This window comes from Candidatus Insignibacter tubulum (assembly GCF_056790205.1).
The window spans coordinates 394,612-418,900 of record NZ_CP199715.1; the positions used below are offsets into that span (position 1 = coordinate 394,612).

The window sequence follows — 24,289 nt, forward strand, 5'->3', positions numbered from 1 at the left end:
GAACACTATGATCTTTAAAGCAAAATTTATAAGACAATATATTAATATTGCTCTTGGGGTAATGAGTACAGCTTTTGGGTTAAAAAGTTTCTTGTTCCCAAGTTCCTTTATAGATGGAGGTATTACCGGAATTTCAATATTACTTGCTAAAAGCACTTCTGCTTTTTGGTCTATGCAATTATTTTTAATTATCTTCAATATTCCATTTATTATTCTTGCACTTAGACAAATTGGGAAAGATTTTGCTTTCAGAACATTATTTGCTATTTTAACTCTTGCTTTAGTTTTAACTTTTATACATTTTCCTGAGGTAACGAAAGATAAATTATTAGCTTCTTTATTTGGAGGATTTTTTATAGGTGCAGGTACAGGAATGGCTATACGAGGTGGAAGTGTTATTGATGGAACAGAGGTATTTGCTGTTTATCTCAGCCGTAATGTGAATCTATCGGTAAGTGATGTCATTATAATGATTAATGTAATTATTTTTCTTATAGCTACTACGGTATTTTCAATAGAATTAGTACTTTATTCAATTCTTACCTACCTTGTCGCTTCAAAAACTATAGATTTTATTATTGATGGTATAGAAGAATATACCGATGTGAAAATTATTACTACTTATCCTGAGGAAGTTCGAAAGATGATTATTAAAAAACTTGGATGGGGTGTAACTATTTATAGCGGTAAGAGTGGATATAACCTTAAAAAATTGGAAATTTTATCTACTATTATCACTCGTTTAGAAATTACTAAGCTTAAAGATGAAGTTACTTTTATAGATGCTGATGCTTTTATAATTACACAAAGTATTAAAGATGTTCGTGGAGGAATGGTTAAAAAGAAAACTCCTTATTAAAACAAGGTCTATTAAAAATAAAATTATTTTAAGTAATATTTTTTTTTTAATTAAAAACTTACTGTTGAGTTTCATAGAACTAATTATTTTTATTGATTATTATACATTAAATAAGACTATAAAACAGAGATTAGCGTAAATATTATTTTATATTTTACTTCTCTACATTCTACATAATATTTAATTTATCTTTAGAAGATCATCTCATAATCAAAATGTTTGATTACGAGAAAGAAATATTTAATTTAAAAGTTATCTTCGAGAAAAGAACCTTTTTTACTAGCATATATGGATTTGAACTTTATAGTTAAAAAATTATCTTCCCCTTGAAGAAGGGCGTTTATGATATAAGAATATTTTTAATAGTGAATCTCTTTAACAAAAAAATCAAAATATTAAATTATAGTACTAAATAAAGTGTATTGTGAAGTAGTAATTGTCAGAAAAAGATCTTATAAGTTTTATATATGCTTTTGCTATACTTGCTACAATTAGACTTATAAAATAGAAATATCATAACACTTAATCTTTTTGTAAGATGTATTTTACATATATTAATTCTGTATAAAATATTTCTTAAATAGAATAATAAAAAAAGAGCGCACAAAATTTATGATAACCTTCATCATTATATATTTATAAAAATATAAATTGATAAATTCAGTAATTTATTGTTTTATAATTGATTTAATAAAGAAGTTGATTAATATGAGTAGATATTTTAGTATTAAAATACTTGATCTAGATAAGTATGAATAAAAATCTCTTAAAATTATATACATAAATGCATATTAAAAAAAATATTCTTCTTAAAAATCACTTTTTATTTTTGCTATAAATTTTTCCTCTTTTAAAAAATCATTACTTACTATATCAGTTACTCTTAGTATTAAGATTTCTAAAGATTCGTAGAATAAGAAAACTGAACAAATATTACTATCATTCCTGATTTGCTTTTATTATATGATACCAATAAAAATTAGGTACCTATATATAACTATAATAATACTAAAAAAATAAAAATAATAGTAGTTTACTTAGAAATTTTACAGAAAAGTATTTTATTGAGATTATTCTATGTATCATATACATTATGATTACTATAACAGCTTAAACGTAGGGTAATAAAAACTACGATTATTTTTAATCTACTGAATTATAGAATATTCTATTTAAATAATAGTAAAAATAAATTTATTGCTATAATATTGAGTTTTAACTATTTTTAAATGCAAAAGTGTGATGTATTTTCTATATATTTGCTTGGTAAAAATCTTCATGTTTTTATCTAAAAAAAATATTAGGGAAGGCCTTACTTTTGATGATGTATTACTTGTCCCATCATTTTCTAAAATTTTACCTTCCCAAACTTGTTTACAAAGTTTTCTTACTCCTAATATTATGCTAAATATTCCAATTGTAAGTGCAGCTATGGATACTGTTACCGAGGCTTCTCTTGCAATTGCTATAGCCAGAGAGGGTGGTTTGGGATTTATTCATAGTAATATGACAATTCAAGAGCAGGCGGCTAAAGTAGATCGTGTTAAACGCAGTGAGAGTGGAATGATCGATGATCCTGTAACTCTTTCGCCTGAATCGACTATTGACGATGCTCAACGTATTATGACACATTATCATATATCGGGATTACCAGTTATAAAATCAGATCGAACTTTAGTGGGAATTATTACTAATAGAGATATTAAGTGCCGTACGGATCTTGATACTTATGTAGAAGATGTAATGACTAAAGAGAACCTTATTACTTCAGGGAAACAAACTACTTTAGAACAAGCTAAGGGGATTTTATTAGAAAATCGCATTGAAAAATTACCTATCATTGATAAAATGGGCCGTCTATTTGGTCTGATTACCATACGGGATATAGATAATCTCGTAGAATACCCGCAAGCTTGTAAAGACTATCGAGGCAGGTTACGTGTAGGCGCATCAGTGGGCATATCTAGTAATACCATGCAGCGTACAGAGGCTCTTATAAAAGCTGGTGTAGATATTATCACTTTAGATTCAGCCCATGGTCATTCTATTGGGGTCTTACAAAAAATTAAAGAAATACGTTTAGCTTATCCTAATATAGCTCTAGTAGGTGGGAATATAGTCACTGCACAAGCTGCTAAGGATCTTATAGAAGCTGGTGCTAATATATTAAAAGTAGGAGTAGGTCCTGGTTCTATATGCACAACTCGAATGATAGCAGGTATTGGAATGCCACAACTCACCGCGATTAACGAAGTATACAAATACGCTAAAACTAAAAACATAACTGTAATTGCTGATGGAGGCATTAAACTCTCTGGTGATATTGTAAAAGCGATTGCTGGAGGAGCTGGATGTGTAATGATAGGTAGTCTTCTTGCAGGAACTGATGAAGCGCCAGGAGAGGAGGTTATTTATCAAGGTCGCAAATTTAAAATTTATATAGGTATGGGTTCGCTTGCAGCTATGAAGCGCGGTAGCAAAGATCGTTACTTTCAGTGTGAAAGTAAAAAATTTGTTCCTGAAGGCATTGAAGCTAGAGTTCCATATAAAGGGAAACTTGCTGATGTTATTTATCAATTGTGTGGTGGATTACGTTCGGGCATGGGCTATTGCGGAGCATCTACCATTATAGAGCTCATGTCAAAAGGACATTTTATAAAGATTACCAATTCGGGGTTACAAGAGAGTCATCCACATGATGTTATAATTACTAAGGAAGCTCCTAATTATTATTAATTATATTAATAGTTAAGAATTATAATTTTATACCCTATTTATATAGGTTATAAAATCTCTATACAGACATGCTATAAAGATCTGTTTTTAATTATAATCTAATTCTATTATTATCTAGATTTTATGGCTATACTAAAATTATAAGATTTATTATTTATCCTATCATACTTATATAAAGTCAAGGTAGAAAAAATTATAAAATAATTTATTTGAATAATAAAATATACTTATTTGTATACACACACCAAGTGAGTGTATATAAACAAGTATAAGTTAAAAAGGTATAATATTTTTTTTTTAGTGCGCAATTAGATTTACGTTTATCTTATTCATAAATTAGTTATATTACCAATAAACTTATGGTAAGTATATATACTATATTTTGGGAATCATTTGTTGTTTTCTCTTACTTTTTCCCTATTCTTTATGAGAAAAATAGAGTATCAGTATTATTTATATTCTAAATCGCCTATATGTAAAATAATCTTAATAATACTAAGCGCAAAATGATTTTTTAAAAGTATCTTCATTTTACAAGGGTTACTGTTAAAAATAAATAAAAGTATAAATATTGGGATTCTTTTAAAGAATTATAGAATATACATTATAACTCTACTCTTAGTAGAGTTAATAGCCTTTAAGAAAATAAGATTCTTTACACGAAATAAATAGCTACATATATTTCTAAGTTTCAATTACTAGATTATAAAGATATAATTCTTAAGCAAAAGAAAAATCTATCTATGCGGTATGTAAAGAATACTTTTAATATTTTTGATTAAATCAGGTGAGATAGTATTTATAAAACTTGTAATCAAAAATATATCATATAAAATTATAGTGAATTATAATAAAAACTCATTTTTTTGGACTATAAAGAAATTATTTCGAGCATCTAGGAACATAAGAGTTATTTCTAGGATATTATTTTTTTTTACTAAGTTCAAAAAAGGATAATTAAGTTATTGATTTATAGATAATAGGGGGAAAATATTAATCTATAAATTCACAACATAGCATATTTTGTCCTGCCCTCTTCTCCTTCCTAGTTAAGGAAACGATAATTTTAGCTTTAACCAAAAATATTATAATCAAATTATCTTATTTTATAATGCTTATTACGCTTAATAAAAATCACTTAACCTTAAGTAGCTTTTGTTAGTAAATTTATAAAACCTATTTTGCCGATAAATACGTTTTTATAGAAAAATCAAAAATTAAAGAGTTATTAATTATATAGAATTTTATAGCAAATAATAATAATTTTTATTATGAAAATCTTGTGCATTGCAAAAAATTATCTTGATTATATTAAAAATATAGAGGTAAAAAAAAATAAAAATGAGAGTCTTAAAGAACCTATATTATTTCTTAAACCCGATACAGCTCTACTCGCTAAGAATAAAGATTTTATAATTCCTGAATTCACACAACAAATAGATTGCGAAATAGGTATAGTCTTAAAAATAAACAAAGCGGGCAAATACATTCAACATAATTTTGCACATAGCTATTATAATCAAATAAGCATAGGTATAGATTTTACTGCAAGTGATATGCAAAAATCTCTTAAAAAAAAAGGCTTTCCTTGGGAAAAATCTAAAGCTTTTGATCAATCTATTGCAGTAGGAGAGTGGATTTCTAAAAATAATTGCAATAATGACGTTTCCAGTTTCTATTTAATAAGAAATGGTAAAATTGTACAGAAAGCTAAAACTACAGAGATGATTTTTTCATCTAATATATTGATTGCCGAAATGTCTAAGTTTTTCTCGCTTAAAATAGGTGATTTGATTTTTACTGGTGGCGCTCCTTCAAGAGTACGATCTATAAAAGAAAACGATATATTTGAAGGGTTTCTTAATGAGCAGAAATTGCTACATCTGAAAATTATATAAGGTTAAAAAGGGTATTTGTAAGAGATAAAAAATATGTGTTAATTTACGGCCACGTTATAGTTTATAATTAGAAATGTCAAGAATTTGCCAAATTACAGGTAAAAAGTCTATTGTAGGAAATACAGTTTCACATGCAAATAACAAGATCAAGCGATGGTTTAAAGTAAATCTAATAAAAAAACGTTTCTATCTTCCCAAAGAAGATCGATGGATTGTCTTAAAAATATCTGCATCGGGCATTAAAACAGTGAACTGTATAGGGATTGAAAAAGCAATTAAAAGAGCTCAAAAGAAAGGGTTTATGAGATAATAAGGTAAAAATGGCGAAAAAAGGAAATAGAATACAGGTCATTTTAGAATGTACCGAACACAAAAAAAGCGGAAAGTCTGGTATATCCCGATATATAACCACTAAGAATAAAAAAAACACACCTGACAGAATAGAAATTAAAAAATTTAATCCTATTCTTAGGAAGAATACTCTTCATAAAGAGATTAAGTGAAAAAAATCGTAATATGGCAAAGAAAACCGTTTCAACTTTGAAAGTGGTGGCTTCAAAAAAAGTAAGTAAAGTAATACGTATGGTTAGGTCATCTAAATCTAAAGCATATGTTTTTAAGGAAAAAATTCTACATTCTAATAATGTAGATGATTTTTTCTCCCAACACCTAGATAAAAATCATTAAACTACTTATCTCGGATAAGTCTTAATATACTATATTATATAATATAAAGTTTTTGTTATTTGTTGAATGAATTGGTTAAAAAAGGTATTTTCCAACGAGAAAAAACAAATCTTAGATGAAAGATTACAGAAAACTAAGAGTACATTTTTTTCAAAAATAGCGCGAGCTGTTGTGGGAAAAACCAAAGTAGATGATGAAGTCCTAGATGTGATTGAGGAGTCACTTTTATCTTCAGATTTTGGCGTCGATACTACTTTAAAAATTATCTCTCAGATCCAAGAAAGAGTATCACATAGTAAGTATATGAATTTAAAGGAACTTTATTCTATCTTACGTCAAGAGATCGTAACACTTATAGAGATCTCTGAAAAGCAAACGAGTGAATTATCTGGGCCTTTGGTAATTATGGTTGTTGGAACCAATGGAGTGGGAAAAACAACTACTATAGGTAAATTAGCGTATAGATTTAAAAAAAATGGTAAAAAAGTCATTATAGGGGCAGCTGATACTTTCCGTGCAGCAGCAGTTGAGCAATTAACCTTCTGGGCTGAAAAAGTTGGAGTAGATATTATTAAACAGCCTAAAGGTTCAGATCCTGCTTCAGTAGTTTTTGATACTTTGAGAACGGCTATCACAAAAAAATCTGACGTGGTATTGATTGATACTGCTGGCCGTTTGCATAATAAAATAAACTTAATGAATGAACTCTCTAAAATTTATAGAGTGACACAGAAGATTATTTCTAATGCTCAGCATGAGGTGTTTTTAGTAATAGATAGTTCTACTGGCCAAAACGCTTTTGAGCAAGCTCGGACTTTTATAGCTAATACAAAAGTTACTGGACTTATTGTTACAAAGCTTGATGGAACAGCTAAGGCAGGTATGATAGTAGGAATATCTAATGAATTTCACCTTCCAGTAAAATATGTAGGTCTAGGAGAAGATATTGAGGATTTATTGCCTTTTGATAAAAATGTTTTTGTAGAATCTTTCTTTGAAAACGCTTGCAATATAAAATAATATACTATACTCTAAGTTATTTTATAAATTAATGTAAATAAAAGATTAATAACTTATTATTTATTCGTCATGATATTTAAAATAGTTATAAATAAAGTTTAGCTGAGACCTATTTATATATTAAGATTTTAATTAGTATTACCATAATCTATTTTTATTTTGAGGGAGGGGGGGGGGGGGAGTAAAATTAGGAGAAGTGGAAGAAGAAATAAATCTAGCTAAAACTAGCTTAACAATTTATAAATTTACCAGGAGATGATAGAAAAATATAGAATTCCCCCCCCCCTCCCCGATACGGGAGAAAATTAAAAATAACCTAAGATTTTTATTTAACGGATTAAGTTAATAACTAATTTCTGAATCTATTCATAGATTAGAAATCTACAGTTAAAGTTATGATTAAAGATAAAGATTATTGTTTATAGAAACTTATCTTACCCTTCCAAATATTATATATATATTATGTTTAATAATGTGTTTCTTATAAAAAGAATAAATTAGGATAGCTTATGAAAAAGCTCTTACTTATGATCCTTGATGGATGGGGTATTTCTAAAGATACTTCAGTATCTGCAATACATCGCGCCCATACGCCTTTTTTAGATTCTTGTTATAAGAAATACCCTAGTGCCTTTATCAAGGCTTCAGGCTTAGCCGTTGGTCTTCCAGAGGGCCAGATGGGTAATTCTGAAGTAGGACATATGAATTTAGGCGCAGGTCGAGTAGTATACCAAAATTTGGTTAAAATAAATAAAACAATAGAAGATGGTTCATTTATAAAAAATGATAGTCTTTATAAAGCTTTTAAATATGCTAAGATCAATAATAAAAAAATACACTTTATCGGGTTGCTTTCCGATGGTGGCGTTCACTCTCATATTAAGCATCTTTTTGCATTACTTAAAGCCGCCAGCATAAATGATTTAAAAAATGTTTTTGTACATGCTTTTACTGATGGTCGCGATACTGATCCTATGGCTGGTAAGGCTTATATAGAACAATTACTCAAACAATTTAAGAAATATACGGGGAAATTAGCAATGGTGATAGGTCGTTATTATGCTATGGATCGAGATAAGCATTGGGATAGGGTAAAAAAAGCTTATGAAGCGATGGTAAAAGGTAAGGGAGAAAAAAGTACGGATATAATTAAATCTATTGAAAATTCTTATTTAGAAGGCATTACGGATGAATTTATTAGGCCTATTATCATGACTGATGCTAAAGGTAGAGCAATATCGGAAATAGCCCCCGAAGATGTAGTGATTTCTTTTAATTTCCGTTCTGATCGAACAAGGCAAATTACCGAAGCTCTTACTCAGAGAAATTTCCCTGAAGAGAATATGAATAGATTATCTCTTCATTATTTGACTATGACTTCTTATAATCATAATTTTAAAAATATACAAGTGATGTTTCAAGATGAAAGCCTTAGAGATACTTTAGGTGAAGTACTTGAAAAACATCTTAAAAAGCAAATTCGTATAGCTGAAACAGAAAAATATCCTCATGTAACTTTTTTTTTCTCAGGAGGTCGCGAAAAGCCATTTAATGACGAGAAACGCATACTTTGCCCATCTCCTAAAGTAGCCACTTATGATTTATGTCCAGAAATGAGTGCTATGAAGTTATGTGATAAAATCATCCCTGAGTTTCTTAAAAAAGAGGCAGATTTTGTTTGTCTAAATTTTGCTAACCCTGATATGGTAGGTCATACAGGTGTGATGGATGCAACTATAAGAGCCTGTGAAACAGTTGATTTATCCGCGAAACTAGTTTCTCAAGCAGCTATTGTCAATGATTATGCTGTTATTATGATAGCTGATCATGGTAATGCTGAATATATGATAAATCCCGATGGGACTCCTAATACTTCACATACTACTAATGAAGTGCCCTGCTTTTTTATGCATAAAAAAGCAAATCCTTCCCTCAATGATGGAAAATTAAGCGATATAGCTCCAACAATTCTTGAGTGGATGGAGCTGCCGCAACCTGAACTAATGAATGGAGTTTCACTTTTTTCTAAAAATTAATTCATTGTAAATTGCAATTAAAGTTTATACATTATTATATACCATTAAAAATTTAAATAAAAATTACCGATCTTAACATTTCATATTATAATACTTCTAAATAGGTTCTTATACTATAGAATACCCCTACTATATTGAGAATAAACATTATACTTGATAAATAACAAGTAATAATTTAATCTGTATTTTTTCTTTTCTTCGGAAGAAAATTATAGATTTTCATGTATAAAGAAATATATCTTATTAAGATATTAAAAACAAAATGAATCTTCCAATTACTTGTATTTTACAATTCTAAATTGAATATTTAAGAAGATAAAATAACATTTTAAATGAAGTACTTAAAAAATGCTCATGAGATTTCCTTAATTAAGGAAAGTGCTCAATTAGTCTCTAAAACACTTGGTATGCTTGCTTTAGAAATCAGACCTGGGATTGACACGCTTCATTTAGATAGTTTAGCAGAAGAATTTATACGTGATCATGGCGGTACGCCAGGTTTTTTAGGACTATATAATTTTCCTAATACATTATGTATATCGCCTAATGATAAAGTAGTACATGGTATCCCCAATCATAAGGTTTTATCTGAAGGAGATATTGTTTCGATAGATTGTGGTGTTTTAATGAATGAATATTATGGGGATCATGCTTATACTTTTGAAGTAGGTCAGGTAAAGCCTGAGATAAAAAAATTATTAAAGGTTACAAAAGAGGCTCTTTATCTAGGAATAAAAGCTTGTAGGAAAGGACATCGTATTGGCGATATCGGATATGCTATCCAAAGTCACGTTAAAAAATATGGTTATGGCGTAGTACGCGAACTTGTAGGACATGGTCTAGGAAAAAAAATGCATGAAAAGCCTCAAATACCTAATTATGGTAATAAAGGTTGTGGGGAAAAATTAGTAGAAGGAATGGTATTGGCAATCGAACCTATGATCAATAAAGGCACACATAAAGTAAAATTTCATAAAGATGGCTGGACTGTTGTTACTGCTGATAAAAAAGTTTCGGCTCACTTTGAACATGACGTTGCTATAGTAAATGGAAGGCCTATTTTGATTTCTACTTTTAAATATATTTATGATGCCCTTGGCATTTCTTCAGAAGAAGAAATGCCATTTTTAGAGTAATTAGTTATAATATAGTTTAAACGTGATTTTCATCGTAATTTCTCTCCCTATTCCCTGTATAAAAAGTTTTATATTTCTTTTTAATCTTTTTTTTGTATCAAAAAATAGAAAGTTTTATTCGCTATCAAAAATAAATTATTACTAATCAGCTAATGAATTTTTAATTCTTCTTAACTGTATACTATTTAAGTATAAATAAAAACATCTATTAAAAATAACATAGTCCAAATAAATATAAAACTCAATTTTTATATCCATAATAGATAACTAAAATCAAATACGTTTTTTTTACATAATAAAAAAACCTAGCTTTGCATGCTCATTATTTATACTCAGTTTTCTTATATAGCTTTATGCCAACTATACAACAGTTAATAAGGAAGGGAAGAAAAGTATTCAAAAAGAAGAACAAATCTGCTGCCCTTGACTCCTGTCCACAACGTAGAGGCGTGTGCACGCGCGTTTATACAACTACTCCTAAAAAACCAAACTCCGCAATGCGGAAGGTTGCTCGTGTACGTTTAACCAATGGTAAAGAGGTAAATGCTTATATTCCCGGGGAAGGTCATAATCTCCAAGAGCACTCTATTGTGCTGATTCGGGGAGGGAGGGTAAAAGATTTGCCAGGTGTACGTTATCATATATTACGTGGAGCTATGGATACTGCCGGAGTGCAGGGACGCAAGAAAGCGCGCAGTAGATATGGCACAAAACGTCCGAAAGATAAAAAATAGTAGTCTACTTGAAGTAGTATAATCATAAGTCATGAGAAAAGCCAAAGCGCAAAAAAGGCCTTTACTGCCTGACCCTAAATTCGGGGATACTCTTGTCACACGTTTTGCTAATAATTTAATGAAAAATGGCAAGAAATCCTTAGCATATAGAATATTTTATGATGCTATGGGAAAAGTAAAAGAGTGCAATGAAGATAAAGAAAAAAATGAGCTTGAAATTTGGAAACTCGCGCTAAGTAATATAATGCCACATGTAGAAGTAAGAAGTCGACGTGTAGGAGGGGCTACTTTTCAGATTCCTATGCAAATTCGTCCCGATAGAAAGATATTTATGGCTATAAAATGGCTTATTACTTATGCACGTAAAAGGAAAGAAAAAAGTATGGCTCTAAAACTTGCCTATGAGGTTCTTGCTGCGTCTAAGGAAGAAGGAGCTGCCGTGAAAAGGCGAGTAGATACTCATAAGATGGCAGAATCTAATAAAGCTTTCTCTCATTTTAGATTCTAACTATGTCAAAAGATTTAAAGTATACTCGAAATATAGGTATAGCTGCACATATTGATGCAGGTAAAACTACTACTACTGAGCGTATTCTTTTCTATACAGGAAGAACCTATAAAATAGGTGAAGTACATGATGGAGCTGCTACTATGGACTGGATGGCTCAAGAGCAAGAACGTGGAATTACTATTACATCAGCTGCTACTCGTTGTCAATGGGATTGCCTTAGTGAAAAATATAATGTTAATATTATTGACACTCCTGGGCACGTTGATTTTACAGTAGAGGTAGAAAGATCTTTGAGAGTTCTTGATGGAATGGTAACGCTTTTTAGTGCTGTAGATGGTGTAGAACCCCAGTCAGAAACAGTATGGCGGCAGGCTGATAAATATTCTGTTCCAAGAATAGGTTTTGTTAATAAAATGGATCGTCAAGGAGCAGATTTTTTTAGAGTATCGCGCCAGGTTAGAGATATGCTTGGTGGGAATCCATTGCCACTTCAAGTACCTATAGGTAACGAGGCTGATTTTAAGGGCGTGGTAGATCTCATCTCCAATCAAGCTATCATATGGAATGAGGATGATTACGGAATGACTTATAAAATAGTCCCTATACCTTTAGATCTAAAGGAGATCGTTGCCAAGTATCGTGAAAATCTTATTGAAACCGTTGCGGAATATGACGATACTCTTATGGAAAAATTCTTTGAGAATCCTAATTCCATTTCCAAAACTGAATTGATTCAGGCTCTCAGAAAATCTACTATTGAGATGAAAGTAGTTCCTATGCTCTGTGGATCCTCATTTAAGAATAAGGGTGTGCAAGCTATGCTAGACGCCGTATGTCACTATTTACCTTCGCCTTTAGATGTAGAAGCTATTATTGGTATAAATCCTAAAACGCAGCAACAAGAAAAAAGAAAACCATGTAAAAAAGAACCTTTTTCTGCTTTAGCTTTTAAAATTGCTACAGATCCTTTTGTAGGTCGTCTAGCATTTTTTCGAGTTTATTCCGGTGAATTAAATTCTGGTTCTTATGTGCTTAACACTCGTTCCGATAATAAAGAACGTATCTCTCGTATTTATCAAATGCATGCTAATAAGCAGAATCCCATCGATAGTATTCAAGCGGGGGATATTGGCGCCGCAGTAGGATTTAAAGATATTAAAACTGGCGATACACTTTGTTATTATAAAAATCCTATTATTTTAGAGAGAATATTTTTCCCTGATCCTGTAATAGGTCTAGCTATAGAACCTAAGTCTAAGGCTGATATTGATAAAATGAGTATGGCTCTTTCAAAACTTTCTGAAGAGGATCCTACTCTTCAGGTACGTATAGATAAAGCTAGCGGACAAACTATACTTTCAGGAATGGGAGAGTTACACCTTGAAATCATTATAGATCGTATGAAAAGAGAATTTAAGGTAGAAGTCAATCAAGGTCAACCTCAAGTAGAATATAAAGAAGCTCTTACTGTAAATTACCAACATAGAGAAGTTTATAAAAAACAAACTGGAGGACGGGGTAAATTTGCCGATATTATATTTAAGATTGAACCAGCGCAAGAAAATAAGAATGATCTAGAATTTCTAAATGCTGTAAAAGGAGGAAATATACCTAAAGAGTTTATTCCTTCTATAGAAAAAGGATTTAAACAAGCTATGAAAAGTGGTCCGTTAGCAGGGTATGAAATAGATGCGCTAAGAATCACTCTATTAGACGGTTCTTATCATCCTGTAGATTCTGATCAATTATCATTTGAGCTAGCCGCCAAGATTGGATTTAAAGAAGCTTCTAAAAGGGCTAACCCAGTTCTACTTGAGCCTATCATGAAAATAGAGGTAGTGACGCCAGAAAAAAATATGGGAGATATTGTTGGTGATTTAAACCGTCGTCGTGGGGTAGTCCAAGGTATGGATGATAGAAACAATGCTAAAGTGATCAAAGGATTAGTTCCATTAGCTGAAATGGTTGGTTATGTTACTACCTTACGGACACTGTCATCAGGTAGAGCTACTTCTACAATGGAATTTTCGCATTATGAAAATACTCCACAGAATATCTCTGATATAATTATAGGTAAGGTAAAAGGCATTAGCACTTAAAGTCAAATCACACTGATTAAATTATGAGTCATAAAATTAGAATAAAATTAAAATCCTACGATTATAATTTAGTCGATAAATCCGCAGATAAAATTGTAAAGTCTGTTAAGCCCACTGGAGCTATAGTAAATGGACCAATATGCTTACCTACGTATAGACAGATTTTTACTGTCTTACGATCACCTCATGCAAATAAGAAATCTCGCGATCAATATGAGCTACTTACTCATAAAAGATTGTTAGATATTTATAGTTCATCATCTAAAACAGTTGATGCTCTTATGAAGCTTGAGCTTCCTAGTGGTGTGGAAGTTGAGATAAAGGTATAGTACGATATATAAATTTCAATAGCAAATGTCAGGTATTATAGGGAAAAAAATTGGAATGACTAGTCTTTTCGACGAAAATGGGAAAAATATTCCATGTACAATTATTGAAGCAGGCCCATGTTCGGTCATACAAATAAAAACTCTCGAGAAAGATGGATATAAATCTATTCAACTAGGGTTTGATGATAAAAAGGAGAAAAACACTTCTAATCCCCTTAAGGGTCATTTTAAAAAAGCTGGAGTTTCACCTAAAAGAAAATTAGTAGAATTTTATGGAGATTTTATTAATAATTTAAAATTAGGAGATCAGGTAAATATAAGTCTTTTTTCTGAAGGAGAATTTGTTGATATCACGGGTATATCTAAAGGGAAAGGGTTCCAAGGAGTAGTCAAACGTCATGGTTTTGCAGGTGTAGGAGAGCGTACTCATGGCCAACATAATCGTTTAAGGGCTCCTGGTTCTATCGGGGCTGGATCAGATCCTTCACGTGTATTTAAAGGAATGTGTATGGGGGGAAGGATGGGGGCGCAAAAAGTTACAGTTCAAAATCTTAGAGTATTAAAAATAGATCTTGAGCATAATATTATGATTTTAAAAGGCGCTGTCCCCGGACATAACTATACATATTTAACTATTAGAAGATGGAAATAACTGTATTAGACATCAAAGGTAAATCTACTGGTCGTAGTATCTTATTAGATCCTTCTATTTTTGAAGTCGAGCCTAATCAACATTTAGTATATCTAGAAATTAAAAGATATTTAGCTTCTCAGCGTCAAGGTACTCATAAAACTAAAGAACGTAGTGAATTATCAGGAAGCACTCGAAAGCTACATAAACAGAAAGGGACAGGAGGGTCTAGAAAAGGAGATATCAACAACCCTTTATTTCGGGGAGGAGCCAGAGTATTTGGACCTCGTCCTCGTCTTTATAATCAGAAGTTGAATAAATCCGCAAAAATACTTGCTAAAAAGTGCGTACTTAGTCAAAAACTTAGAGATAATTCCTTGAAAGTATTAGAAGATTTTTCTTTTGGATCGCCTAGAACAAAAGATTTTGTTAATATTTTACGCTCACTTGAATTAAATGATAAAAAAACATTATTTGTTTTATCAGAACCAAATAAAATATTATATTTGTCCTCCAGAAATTTACAGGGCAAAAAAGTTGTAACAATCAATGAATTAAGCACGTATGACTTAATTAATGCCTCCGAGTTGATTCTTTCAGAGAGCGCTTTAAGTAAAATTCAGGAAAATCTAAAGAAATAAGGATTATATGCATCTATTAATTAAGCCTGTTATAAGCGAAAAAGCTACTTCAGATAGTGAACTAAGAAACGTTTATGTTTTTTTAGTAAACCCTAAAGTTAATAAAGTTGAAATTAAAAATGCTGTACAGTCTCGTTATAGCGTATGTGTAAAAAATCTACGAACTATGGTCTATGCGCCTAAAGCTATGCGTAGAAATACAAAAGTTGGTATCGTATGGGGGAGATCTAATAAAGTGAAGAAAGCATTGGTAGAATTACAATCAGGGGAGTCAATAGATTTTTATACCAATATTTAACTCGGATTATATGTCTGTAAGAAAATTAAAACCCATTACCCCCGGTCAAAGGTTTAAAATAGTTAATAGTTTTCAAGAGATTACTAAATCTTTTCCTGAAAAAAAATTAACTATAGGTAAATCCTCTTCTGGAGGACGTAATAATAAGGGTAAAATGACTATTAGGTATAGTGGTGGAGGTCATAAAAAGAAATATCGCATTATAGATTTCAAAAGAAATAAGACAGATATATATGCTATAGTCAAGTCTATAGAATATGACCCTAATCGTTCTGCTTTTATAGCTTTGCTTTATTATTTTGATGGTGAAAAACGTTATATTATTGCCCAAAATGGACTTAAAGTCGGACAGAAGGTTATTTCTGGAAAGTCTGTGATGCCTGAAGTTGGAAATGCTACTTTTTTAAGTAGCCTGCCATTAGGTACAACTATTTCATGTATAGAGCTTTACCCTGGGCAAGGAGCTAAAATTGCAAGAAGTGCTGGCTCATATGCGGAGCTCTCTGCTAGAGCTGGTAAATATGCTATTGTTAAATTGCCTTCAGGAGAAACTAGAATGATTTTAGCTTCTTGTATGGCTACTGTTGGAGGCATATCAAACCCTGATCATCAACTAGAGGTTTCCGGGAAAGCTGGAAGGAGCCGATGGTTAGGTAAAAGGCCCCGTACTAGAGCTGTAGCTATGAATCCTGTAGACCACCCCATGGGTGGGGGTGAAGGAAGGGCTTCAGGAGGGCACCCTAGAAGTCGAAGAGGTATACCTTCGAAAGGGTATAAAACACGCAATCTTAATAAAAAATCTAGTGATTATATTATCGAGAGTAGAACAAAATAAATGTAAAACATGGCGCGTTCACTAAAAAAAGGTCCCTATATAAATTATAAATTACATAAGAAAATTCTTGCAAATGCCGATGTGTCCAGAAAAAGTATTATAAAAACTTGGTCTAGATCTTCGATGATTTCTCCTGATTTTGTCGGACAGACTATAGCCGTTCATAACGGAAAACAATTTATACCAGTTTATATCACAGAAAATATGGTAGGGCATAAGCTTGGAGAATTTTCTCCTACTCGTATTTTTAGGGGCCATATGGGTTCTAAAAATAAAGGTAAAAATATAAGATAAGCTTAATATGGGTTCACGAAAAAGGACAAGTGCTAAGAATCGTAGAGAAGGTAATAAACATAAAGTTTTCGCCCAATTAAATAATGTATCTTCCTCTCCTCGTAAGATGAGGCTTGTTGTTGATTTGATTCGAAATATGGAAGCTAATAAGGCCTTAGCTGTTCTAAAATATAGTAAAAAACATGCTTCTCTTTATGTTGAGAAGCTTTTAATATCTGTACTTGCTAATTGGCAAGTTAAAAATCAGGATAAAGATATTGAGGAAGCTGGATTATACATACGAGAAATAAAAGTAGATAGCGCTCATATGCTTAAAAGAATAAGACCTGCTCCACAGGGAAGAGGTCATAGAATTAGAAAACGATCAAATCACATATGTGTTGTTTTAGGGAGTAGAAATGATGATTAATTTAATATGGGACAAAAAATAAATCCGATTGCTAATCGCCTTGGTATAATAAAAGGATGGGACTCTAATTGGTATGGAGGTAGGGATTATGGAGATAGAATTTGCGAGGATTATCATGTACGTAGATATATTGAAGCACGCCTTTCAAAGGCTAGTATATCCCGAATTTATATAGAGCGTACTCTAAAGCTTATAACTATAACTATTACTACAGCTCGTCCAGGTATTATTATTGGGAAGGGAGGGCATGAAGTAGATAAACTAAAAGAGGAACTTAAAAAAATCACTGATAAGGAAATCCAAATAAATATATTCGAAATACGACACGCTCCTTTAGATGCGCGTTTAGTGGCAAAAGATCTTGCTTATCAGATATCTAATAGAGTATCTTATAGAAAAGTTATTAGAGTTGCTATCTCTGATGCTAGACGTATGGATGCTGAAGGTATAAAAATTCAGATATCTGGTCGTTTAAATGGGGCTGAGATGGCTCGTAGAGAATCTTATAAAGAAGGTCGCGTTCCACTTTCTACTCTTCGTGCTGATATAGACTATTCTGTAGCTGAATCTCATACTACTTATGGGGTAATAGGTATTAAAGTTTGGATTATGAAAGGAGAAATTTATCAAAAGCGTAGAGAATTATCCCCGCTCTTAGGTCTCAAGAAAAAACAAAAGCCTCTTATGAGGCCCATTTCCGAAAAAACATAAAATATTTATATAGTCGTGTTACAGCCTAAGAAAACTAAATATAGAAAGCAACAAAAAGGGCGTATAAAAGGAAATGCTAGCAAAGGTTACAGTCTTTCTTTTGGAACTTTTGGTATAAAAACTTTAGAACCTAATTTCATAACTGCCCGTCAGATTGAAGCAGCACGTATTGCTGCCACGCGTTATATGAAGAGAGAAGGACAATTATGGATTACTATCTTCCCTGATAAGCCCCTTACTAAAAAACCTCAAGAGGTTCGTATGGGTAAAGGTAAAGGAGCAGTGGAGTTATGGGCAGCGCCTGTACGGCCTGGTAGGGTTCTTTTTGAAGTTAGTGAAGTTTCTTTAGAAATAGCTAAAAAAGCATTATGTCTAGCAGCTCAAAAATTACCTGTGAAGACAAAATTTATTGTTGCTAATGATTTTTCACAAGATTAATTTATATATCATTTATTATATAAAATGAAAACATCTGAAATAAAAAATCTATCTATACAAGAAATAAGTGAAAAATTAGAACATAAAAGTGATGAATATAATCGTATGAAATTTGACCATAAAGTTTCTCCATTACAAAATCCAATGCAGTTAAGAAATAGTAGAAAAATTATAGCACGGATGTTTACTATATTTCGGAGAAAATTAGATAAGTAAATCCATTGATTACATTTTTTATGAAAAGAAAATTAAGGAAAGAAAAAATAGGAGTTGTTACAAGTAATAAGATGGATAAAACAATAATAATTACTGAAAATAAGCGAGTAAAGCATTCTTCTTATACAAAAGCTATATCAAGGAGAAAAAGATATGCAGCTCATGATGAAGTAAATAGCAGTAATGAAGGTGACCTTGTAAAGGTAATGGAAACGCGTCCTTTGAGTAAAAGTAAACGTTGGAGATTAGTTGAAATAATAGAGAGAGCTAAATAGTTTCACATGTTACAACAAGAATCTAGACTTAAAGTAGCTGACAATACAGGCGCACGTGAAGTACTTGTTATACGTGTGCTTGGTGGTACTAATAAACGTTATGCCTCCATAGGGGACCGAGTAGTAGTAACTGTTAAAGAAGCTATTGCTTCAAGCAATGTAAAGAAAGGCCATATATCTAAAGCAGTAGTTATACGTACTAAAAAACAAATCCGTCGCAAAGACGGATCTTATATCTCATTTGATGATAATGCATGTGTACTTATCAGCGCGACAGGTGAAGTAAGAGGCACTCGTATTTTTGGTCCTGTTCCAAGGGAACTTAGAGACAAAGAGTATATGAAAATTATCTCGCTTGCGTCTGAGGTCCTTTAACAATGATGACGATGAAAATTAAAAAAGGTGACCAGGTAGTAATCCTTAGTGGTAATTATAAAGGGATAAAAGGTGAAGTAAATAGGATTTTACCTAAGAAAAATAAGGCTTATGTACAGGGGGTGAATATTGTAAAAAAACACATAAAACCTAACTCTGAGAACCCAAAAGGCAAAATTATTGAAAAAGAGGCGCCTATTTATTTATGGAAGATGGCTGTTTTAGACCCAGAGAGTGGTAGGCCTACGCGTATAGGGTTTCAGTTAAAAGATGGCATAAAATCACGTGTGGCTAAACGCTCGGGAAAGATCTTATCATAAAAAGAAAAGAAAAAATGGGTTACTCATCTAGAATAAAAAAAATATATAAAGAAAAAGCTTTAATTTTTATGGAGGAATTTAAATATTCTTCTCCCATGCAAATCCCTCGTCTAAAAAAAATAGTATTGAGCCAAGGGCTAGGCTCTGCTGTATCTGATAAAAAGATTATAGAATATGCTATTCAAGAAATGAGTGCTATCTCTGGACAAAGAGCAGTCTCTTGTCTCTCTAAACGTGATGAGGCTGGATTTAAGTTACGTAAGGGAATACCCATAGGGGTTAAAGTAACCTTACGGAGGGATATGATGTTTGATTTTTTTGATCGTCTTATAACAATAGCTTTACCTAGAGTTAGAGACTTTAATGGAGTTAACCCTGAAGGGTTTGATGGTCGTGGTAATTATAATATGGGAATATCTGAACAGATTATTTTCCCAGAAATATCTATTGATAAGATTAAGAAAATTTCTGGAATGGATATTACTTTTGTTACTTCAACCAAAATTGATAAAGAAGCTTTTTCATTGTTAAAACATCTAGGATTACCTTTTAAAAAAAGAAAATAATATCATGGCTAAAGAATCTATGAAGGCGCGTCAGATTAAGCGTCAGAATCTTTGTAATAGATACGCTAAAAAACGAACTCAACTAAAGAAAACAGGTGATTATGAGGCTATTCAAAAGCTTCCTAGAAATTCTTCGCCAGTTCGTTTGCACAATCGATGTAAACTTACAGGACGTCCAAGAGGATATATTCGTCAGTTTGGTATCTCCCGAGTTTCTTTTAGAGAACTTGTAAGTTTTGGATTAATTCCTGGATTGAAGAAATCTAGTTGGTAAACTTTTCGAGAATTTATAATTATGTATACAGATACTATAGCTGATTTTTTAACACGAATCCGAAATGCTTCAAGCGCTAGTCATAAAGTAGTAGAGATTCCTTCCTCAAAGTTTAAAAAAGAGATTACTAAAATATTATTTGATCAGGGATATATCTTGAGCTATAAATTTCAAGATTCTTGCTCTTTTCAAGCAAAGATTAAAATTGCCTTAAAGTATGATCGTCGAACACGAAGACCGGTTATAAGATCTATAAAACGTTTAAGTAAGCCCGGGTTAAGAAAATATAGCTCAACTAATGCGTTGCCTCGTATTTTAAATGGGTTAGGAATAGCTATTATTTCTACTTCTCATGGTGTGATGACTGACAAACAGGCTCGAGAGAAAAATATCGGTGGCGAAGTAGTTTGTCACGTATATTAAAAATTGATTATGTCAAGAATTGGAAAGCTACCTATTCTAATACCGCCTACGAAAATTAGTGTGGGAATTAAAGATGATATTATTAGCGTCAAAGGCCCTTTAGGAGAGTTGCATCAGAAAATCCCTTCAGATATTCATGTAGAAATAAATAAAAATCAGCTCTTTATAAAAATATTTATTGAAGATAAACAACATATGGCTATGCATGGCCTTTATCGGTCACTTATCAATAATATGATTATAGGGGTATGCCAAGGTTTTATTAAAGAGTTAGAATTAGTAGGCGTAGGGTATAGAGCTATTGCTTATGGTCAGCGTTTGGAAATGACTTTAGGTTTCTCTCATAATATTATATTCGAATTACCCACAGAGATAAAACTTGAAACTAAGTCTGAAAAAGGTAAAAATCCTTTGATTATTCTTAAGTCTTATGATAAGCAATTACTAGGTATAGTCGCTGCAAAGATTCATTCTTTTAGGAAGCCTGAACCTTATAAAGGGAAAGGAATAAGATATATTGGTGAATATATCCGAAGAAAAGCAGGGAAATCCGCTTAATTATAGATTAAAATGGATGCAAAGATCAAAAAAAGAAAAAAAATTAAATATAGGGTTCGAAAAAAAATTTTTGGAACTCCTGAAAGACCTCGTTTATCAGTTTATAGAAGTAATAGGGCTATTTTCGCTCAGGTAATTGATGATACTGTTGGTATTACAATCGTTTCATCTGCAAGCGAAGAAAAACATTTAAAAATGCAAATAAGTAAATCGGATAAGGCTGCGATAGTAGGTAAAAAATTAGCAGAAAAAACTTTTAAAGCAGGGATCAAATGCGTGATTTTTGATCGTAATGGGTATCGTTATCATGGCAGAGTAAAGGCATTGGCTGAAGCAGCTAGGGAAGCAGGATTAGAATTCTAAGCATTTATTATAAATAAAATTATATGTTTGGATTTAAAAATATAGAAATAGTTAAGTCTAATACACTAGAAAAAAAGGTTTCTAAACTTATTAGTGTAGATAGGGTAGTGAAAGTAACTAAAGGGGGTAGAGACTTCAGTTATAGAGCTCTTGTAGTAGTTGGTAATGAGGTAGGTGTAGCGGGATATGGATCTGGAAAGTCTAGAGATCTTTCTGATGCTATATCAAAAGCAGAAGAAGAGGCTAAAAAACACCTTTTAAGAATACCTACTTTCAACGGAAGTATTCCGCATGAGCAGGAAGCACGTTATTCCGGTGCCCGAGTCTTTATAAGGCCTGCTTCAAGCGGTACTGGGGTAATTGCGGGCGGGGCTGTACGTGCTGTTTTAGAAGTAGTCGGTATTCGCAATGTACTTTCAAAGTCTAAGGGATCTTCCAACCCTCAAAATGTGGTTAAGGCAACATTTAAAGCTCTTTTGAGTATGCGTGGTTTGAAAACCATCTCTAAAGAGAGAGGTGTAAGTATGCAGAAAATTTTTAAAGGCTAGCTCATGAATAAAATTTCTATTAAAATTAGACTTATACAGCTAAAGAGTGCAATTAAATGTCCCAAAAGACAAAAACGAACGCTTGAGGCTTTAGGATTGAAAAAAATTAATTATGAAGTAGAGCATATTTATAGTCAACAGATACTAGGTATGGTAAATAAAGTAAAGCATCTGTTACAAGTAGAAAAAAAAAGTTAAATATTATTAATTTTATATGAGGTTAGAAAATTTAAAGTCTGCAGCAGGTTCTACAAAATCTCAAAAACGTCTTGGTAGAGGACAGTCTTCTGGTAAAGGGGGGACTTCAACAAGGGGGCATAAAGGAGCTAAATCTAGATCTGGAACCTCTAGAAAATTAGGGTTTGAGGGCGGACAGATGCCTTTGCAGCGGCGTATACCTAAATTTGGATTTAAAAATATATATCGTAAATTTTATATTCCTGTTAACCTAGATATTTTGCAAGCTTTAGCAGAAAAAGGAAAAATTAAAAATGAAGTTAATCTAGAAATTCTTCAAAAAGAAGGGTTAGTATCTAAAAATGAATTAATAAAAATTTTAGGTAATGGTCGATTAACCTTTAAGGTTAAGGTCTCTGCTCATAAATTTAGTAAAACTGCTATGCAAGCGATACAAAAGGCAGGTGGAGAAATCGTTTTTTTATAAAACTTTTTTTTTATGAGTCGATTTATCAATACGATTAAAAATATTTGGGAGGAAGAAGAATTGCGTGAAAAGATAATATTTACATTTTTTCTTCTATTGGTTTATCGATTTGGATCTTATGTGCCTTTAGCTGGAATCGATCCTAAGGAGATCAGTAATTTTATGGGTAATGTAAATACTAGTGCTAGAGGCATTATGCAAATCTTTTCTTCTTTTACAGGAGGGGCCTTCAATCGCGCATCTATATTAGCTCTTGGTATAATGCCTTACATATCGGCTTCTATTGTCGTTCAACTTATGAGTTTAGCTCTACCTTCTTTTCAGAAACTCCAAAAAGAAGGAGAGAGTGGGCTTAAGCGAATTAATCGCATTACCCGCTGGTTAACTATAGGTATATGCTTAGTTCAAGCGCCTGCTTATCTAACTATGCTTACTACTAACTTCTTGCCATATTCTTCTATTCCTCAAGCTTATTTATTAGATATTAACACTCTAAATGGTAAACTTATCTTTTGGGGGATGGCTATTATATTGTTAACTACGGGTACTTTATTTTCTATGTGGTTAGGAGAAAAAATTACTAATAAAGGTATAGGTAATGGTATATCGTTAATTATCATGGTAGGTATTATAGCCCGTTTCCCTGAATCCATAATTATGGAATTCCGTAATCGGATCGAAGTAGGAAATGGTGGGTTAGTTATTATTTTTATTGAGTCTATGGTATGGCTAATGGTCATTTTATTCTCTATATTAATCATTCAAGCTATTAGAAAAATTCCTCTTCAATATATACGACATTTACAAGGTAGCACCAGTAATTATTATCTTCAATCTATGATGTATAAAGCTAGACAGTATATCCCCTTAAAATTTGCATCAGCTGGAGTAATGCCTATTATATTTGCACAAGCTATAATGTTATTCGCATCAGGTTTTTTTATTTATATCGGAAATGAAAAATTACATGTAGTTGGAAAAATTTTTGAAGATATTTATGGTTTCTGGTATAATCTTATATTTGCAATACTTATTATACTGTTTACTTTTTTTTATACAGCTATCACTATATCTGTAAATCAAATGGCAAATTCTTTAAAGAGAGATGAAGCTCATATACCTAGAGTAAAGCCTGGGAAGGATACTGCTGAATTTATTGATACTATTTTATCTAGAATTACCCTTCCAGGGGCTATTTTGCTAGCCATGATAGCTATTCTTCCTGCTATAGCTGTAAAATTTGGAGTTACTCAAAGTTTTGCTCTCTTTTATGGAGGAACTTCATTGCTTATTATTGTAGGGGTAGTTTTAGATATATCTCAGCAAATCAAAGCTTATTTACTTAATCGTCATTATGACGGGTTAATGCAAGGTAGGAGAATTATTAAATAATGACTTCATAAAT

Annotated in this window: 34 protein-coding genes; all 34 read left to right on the plus strand. The window is 31.8% G+C overall.

Annotation, left to right across the window (positions count from 1 at the left end; all coding sequences use genetic code 11):
* Positions 1-7 precede the first annotated feature (7 nt).
* The 34 genes from ACUBP5_RS01565 to secY all read left to right on the plus strand — a co-directional run bounded on the left by ACUBP5_RS01565 (position 8) and on the right by secY (position 24,276).
* A complete protein-coding gene (locus ACUBP5_RS01565; protein WP_482168548.1) occupies positions 8-859 on the plus strand; it encodes a YitT family protein in 852 nt (283 codons plus the stop codon).
* A gap of 1,278 nt (positions 860-2,137) precedes the next feature.
* Positions 2,138-3,595, plus strand: coding sequence for an IMP dehydrogenase (gene guaB / locus ACUBP5_RS01570; protein WP_482168549.1), 1,458 nt, complete (start codon positions 2,138-2,140; stop codon positions 3,593-3,595).
* A gap of 1,271 nt (positions 3,596-4,866) precedes the next feature.
* Positions 4,867-5,493 carry a fumarylacetoacetate hydrolase family protein gene (locus tag ACUBP5_RS01575; protein WP_482168550.1) on the plus strand — a complete coding sequence of 209 codons (627 nt, stop codon included), beginning with the start codon at positions 4,867-4,869 and terminating at the stop codon, positions 5,491-5,493.
* 73 nt (positions 5,494-5,566) lie between these two features.
* Positions 5,567-5,803, plus strand: coding sequence for a 50S ribosomal protein L28 (gene rpmB, locus ACUBP5_RS01580; RefSeq protein ID WP_482168551.1), 237 nt, complete (start codon positions 5,567-5,569; stop codon positions 5,801-5,803).
* A gap of 10 nt (positions 5,804-5,813) precedes the next feature.
* Positions 5,814-5,996 carry a 50S ribosomal protein L33 gene (gene rpmG, locus ACUBP5_RS01585; RefSeq protein ID WP_482168552.1) on the plus strand — a complete coding sequence of 61 codons (183 nt, stop codon included), beginning with the start codon at positions 5,814-5,816 and terminating at the stop codon, positions 5,994-5,996.
* A 13-nt stretch (positions 5,997-6,009) separates the two neighbouring features.
* The gene (locus ACUBP5_RS01590; protein WP_482168553.1) at positions 6,010-6,180 is read left to right on the plus strand and encodes a DUF4295 domain-containing protein; all 171 of its coding nucleotides are present in this window, start codon (positions 6,010-6,012) and stop codon (positions 6,178-6,180) included.
* A 66-nt stretch (positions 6,181-6,246) separates the two neighbouring features.
* A complete protein-coding gene (ftsY, locus tag ACUBP5_RS01595) occupies positions 6,247-7,200 on the plus strand; it encodes a signal recognition particle-docking protein FtsY (protein ID WP_482168554.1) in 954 nt (317 codons plus the stop codon).
* 509 nt (positions 7,201-7,709) lie between these two features.
* Entirely contained in the window at positions 7,710-9,236 is a 1,527-nt protein-coding gene (gene gpmI / locus ACUBP5_RS01600) for a 2,3-bisphosphoglycerate-independent phosphoglycerate mutase (protein WP_482168555.1), read from the plus strand.
* Between the two features lie 332 nt (positions 9,237-9,568).
* Positions 9,569-10,372 carry a type I methionyl aminopeptidase gene (gene map, locus ACUBP5_RS01605; protein WP_482168556.1) on the plus strand — a complete coding sequence of 268 codons (804 nt, stop codon included), beginning with the start codon at positions 9,569-9,571 and terminating at the stop codon, positions 10,370-10,372.
* A 353-nt stretch (positions 10,373-10,725) separates the two neighbouring features.
* Positions 10,726-11,106 carry a 30S ribosomal protein S12 gene (rpsL, locus tag ACUBP5_RS01610; protein ID WP_482168557.1) on the plus strand — a complete coding sequence of 127 codons (381 nt, stop codon included), beginning with the start codon at positions 10,726-10,728 and terminating at the stop codon, positions 11,104-11,106.
* Positions 11,107-11,137: 31 nt separating this feature from the next.
* Positions 11,138-11,614, plus strand: a complete 477-nt coding sequence (gene rpsG, locus ACUBP5_RS01615) for a 30S ribosomal protein S7 (RefSeq protein WP_482168558.1) — start codon at positions 11,138-11,140, stop codon at positions 11,612-11,614.
* 2 nt (positions 11,615-11,616) lie between these two features.
* Complete coding sequence (gene fusA / locus ACUBP5_RS01620; RefSeq protein ID WP_482168559.1) at positions 11,617-13,716, plus strand: elongation factor G; 2,100 nt, start codon at positions 11,617-11,619, stop codon at positions 13,714-13,716.
* A gap of 23 nt (positions 13,717-13,739) precedes the next feature.
* A complete protein-coding gene (gene rpsJ / locus ACUBP5_RS01625) occupies positions 13,740-14,045 on the plus strand; it encodes a 30S ribosomal protein S10 (RefSeq protein ID WP_482168560.1) in 306 nt (101 codons plus the stop codon).
* Between the two features lie 25 nt (positions 14,046-14,070).
* Positions 14,071-14,697, plus strand: a complete 627-nt coding sequence (gene rplC / locus ACUBP5_RS01630; protein WP_482168561.1) for a 50S ribosomal protein L3 — start codon at positions 14,071-14,073, stop codon at positions 14,695-14,697.
* Positions 14,688-15,317, plus strand: a complete 630-nt coding sequence (gene rplD / locus ACUBP5_RS01635) for a 50S ribosomal protein L4 (RefSeq protein WP_482168562.1) — start codon at positions 14,688-14,690, stop codon at positions 15,315-15,317. Before rplC ends, rplD begins: the two co-directional genes overlap by 10 nt.
* Before the next feature lie 7 nt (positions 15,318-15,324).
* Positions 15,325-15,615 carry a 50S ribosomal protein L23 gene (gene rplW / locus ACUBP5_RS01640; RefSeq protein WP_482168563.1) on the plus strand — a complete coding sequence of 97 codons (291 nt, stop codon included), beginning with the start codon at positions 15,325-15,327 and terminating at the stop codon, positions 15,613-15,615.
* A gap of 10 nt (positions 15,616-15,625) precedes the next feature.
* Positions 15,626-16,450: a 50S ribosomal protein L2 gene (gene rplB / locus ACUBP5_RS01645; RefSeq protein ID WP_482168564.1), complete on the plus strand. Its 825-nt coding sequence runs from the start codon at positions 15,626-15,628 to the stop codon at positions 16,448-16,450.
* Positions 16,451-16,459: 9 nt separating this feature from the next.
* Positions 16,460-16,744, plus strand: coding sequence for a 30S ribosomal protein S19 (gene rpsS / locus ACUBP5_RS01650; RefSeq protein ID WP_482168565.1), 285 nt, complete (start codon positions 16,460-16,462; stop codon positions 16,742-16,744).
* A gap of 7 nt (positions 16,745-16,751) precedes the next feature.
* Positions 16,752-17,153 carry a 50S ribosomal protein L22 gene (rplV, locus tag ACUBP5_RS01655; protein ID WP_482168566.1) on the plus strand — a complete coding sequence of 134 codons (402 nt, stop codon included), beginning with the start codon at positions 16,752-16,754 and terminating at the stop codon, positions 17,151-17,153.
* Positions 17,154-17,159: 6 nt separating this feature from the next.
* Positions 17,160-17,864, plus strand: coding sequence for a 30S ribosomal protein S3 (rpsC, locus tag ACUBP5_RS01660; RefSeq protein ID WP_482168567.1), 705 nt, complete (start codon positions 17,160-17,162; stop codon positions 17,862-17,864).
* A 15-nt stretch (positions 17,865-17,879) separates the two neighbouring features.
* Positions 17,880-18,302, plus strand: coding sequence for a 50S ribosomal protein L16 (rplP, locus tag ACUBP5_RS01665; RefSeq protein WP_482168568.1), 423 nt, complete (start codon positions 17,880-17,882; stop codon positions 18,300-18,302).
* A gap of 24 nt (positions 18,303-18,326) precedes the next feature.
* On the plus strand, positions 18,327-18,518 hold the full coding sequence (rpmC, locus tag ACUBP5_RS01670; RefSeq protein ID WP_482168569.1) for a 50S ribosomal protein L29: 192 nt from the start codon (positions 18,327-18,329) through the stop codon (positions 18,516-18,518).
* A gap of 20 nt (positions 18,519-18,538) precedes the next feature.
* Complete coding sequence (rpsQ, locus tag ACUBP5_RS01675; protein ID WP_482168570.1) at positions 18,539-18,793, plus strand: 30S ribosomal protein S17; 255 nt, start codon at positions 18,539-18,541, stop codon at positions 18,791-18,793.
* A 6-nt stretch (positions 18,794-18,799) separates the two neighbouring features.
* Positions 18,800-19,168 (plus strand): 50S ribosomal protein L14, encoded by a 369-nt coding sequence (gene rplN / locus ACUBP5_RS01680; RefSeq protein WP_482168571.1) that lies wholly within the window; start codon positions 18,800-18,802, stop codon positions 19,166-19,168.
* Positions 19,169-19,179: 11 nt separating this feature from the next.
* Positions 19,180-19,488 carry a 50S ribosomal protein L24 gene (rplX, locus tag ACUBP5_RS01685; protein ID WP_482168572.1) on the plus strand — a complete coding sequence of 103 codons (309 nt, stop codon included), beginning with the start codon at positions 19,180-19,182 and terminating at the stop codon, positions 19,486-19,488.
* Positions 19,489-19,502: 14 nt separating this feature from the next.
* Positions 19,503-20,054, plus strand: a complete 552-nt coding sequence (gene rplE, locus ACUBP5_RS01690) for a 50S ribosomal protein L5 (RefSeq protein ID WP_482168573.1) — start codon at positions 19,503-19,505, stop codon at positions 20,052-20,054.
* A 4-nt stretch (positions 20,055-20,058) separates the two neighbouring features.
* Entirely contained in the window at positions 20,059-20,328 is a 270-nt protein-coding gene (rpsN, locus tag ACUBP5_RS01695) for a 30S ribosomal protein S14 (protein ID WP_482168574.1), read from the plus strand.
* Positions 20,329-20,349: 21 nt separating this feature from the next.
* Positions 20,350-20,751 carry a 30S ribosomal protein S8 gene (gene rpsH / locus ACUBP5_RS01700; protein ID WP_482168575.1) on the plus strand — a complete coding sequence of 134 codons (402 nt, stop codon included), beginning with the start codon at positions 20,350-20,352 and terminating at the stop codon, positions 20,749-20,751.
* 9 nt (positions 20,752-20,760) lie between these two features.
* A complete protein-coding gene (gene rplF / locus ACUBP5_RS01705; protein ID WP_482168576.1) occupies positions 20,761-21,309 on the plus strand; it encodes a 50S ribosomal protein L6 in 549 nt (182 codons plus the stop codon).
* Positions 21,310-21,321: 12 nt separating this feature from the next.
* Positions 21,322-21,672 carry a 50S ribosomal protein L18 gene (gene rplR, locus ACUBP5_RS01710; protein WP_482168577.1) on the plus strand — a complete coding sequence of 117 codons (351 nt, stop codon included), beginning with the start codon at positions 21,322-21,324 and terminating at the stop codon, positions 21,670-21,672.
* Between the two features lie 23 nt (positions 21,673-21,695).
* Entirely contained in the window at positions 21,696-22,220 is a 525-nt protein-coding gene (gene rpsE / locus ACUBP5_RS01715) for a 30S ribosomal protein S5 (protein ID WP_482168578.1), read from the plus strand.
* A gap of 3 nt (positions 22,221-22,223) precedes the next feature.
* Positions 22,224-22,418 (plus strand): 50S ribosomal protein L30, encoded by a 195-nt coding sequence (gene rpmD, locus ACUBP5_RS01720; protein ID WP_482168579.1) that lies wholly within the window; start codon positions 22,224-22,226, stop codon positions 22,416-22,418.
* Between the two features lie 16 nt (positions 22,419-22,434).
* The gene (rplO, locus tag ACUBP5_RS01725; protein ID WP_482168580.1) at positions 22,435-22,884 is read left to right on the plus strand and encodes a 50S ribosomal protein L15; all 450 of its coding nucleotides are present in this window, start codon (positions 22,435-22,437) and stop codon (positions 22,882-22,884) included.
* A 12-nt stretch (positions 22,885-22,896) separates the two neighbouring features.
* Positions 22,897-24,276: a preprotein translocase subunit SecY gene (gene secY, locus ACUBP5_RS01730; protein ID WP_482168581.1), complete on the plus strand. Its 1,380-nt coding sequence runs from the start codon at positions 22,897-22,899 to the stop codon at positions 24,274-24,276.
* The last annotated feature ends 13 nt before the right edge of the window (positions 24,277-24,289 follow it).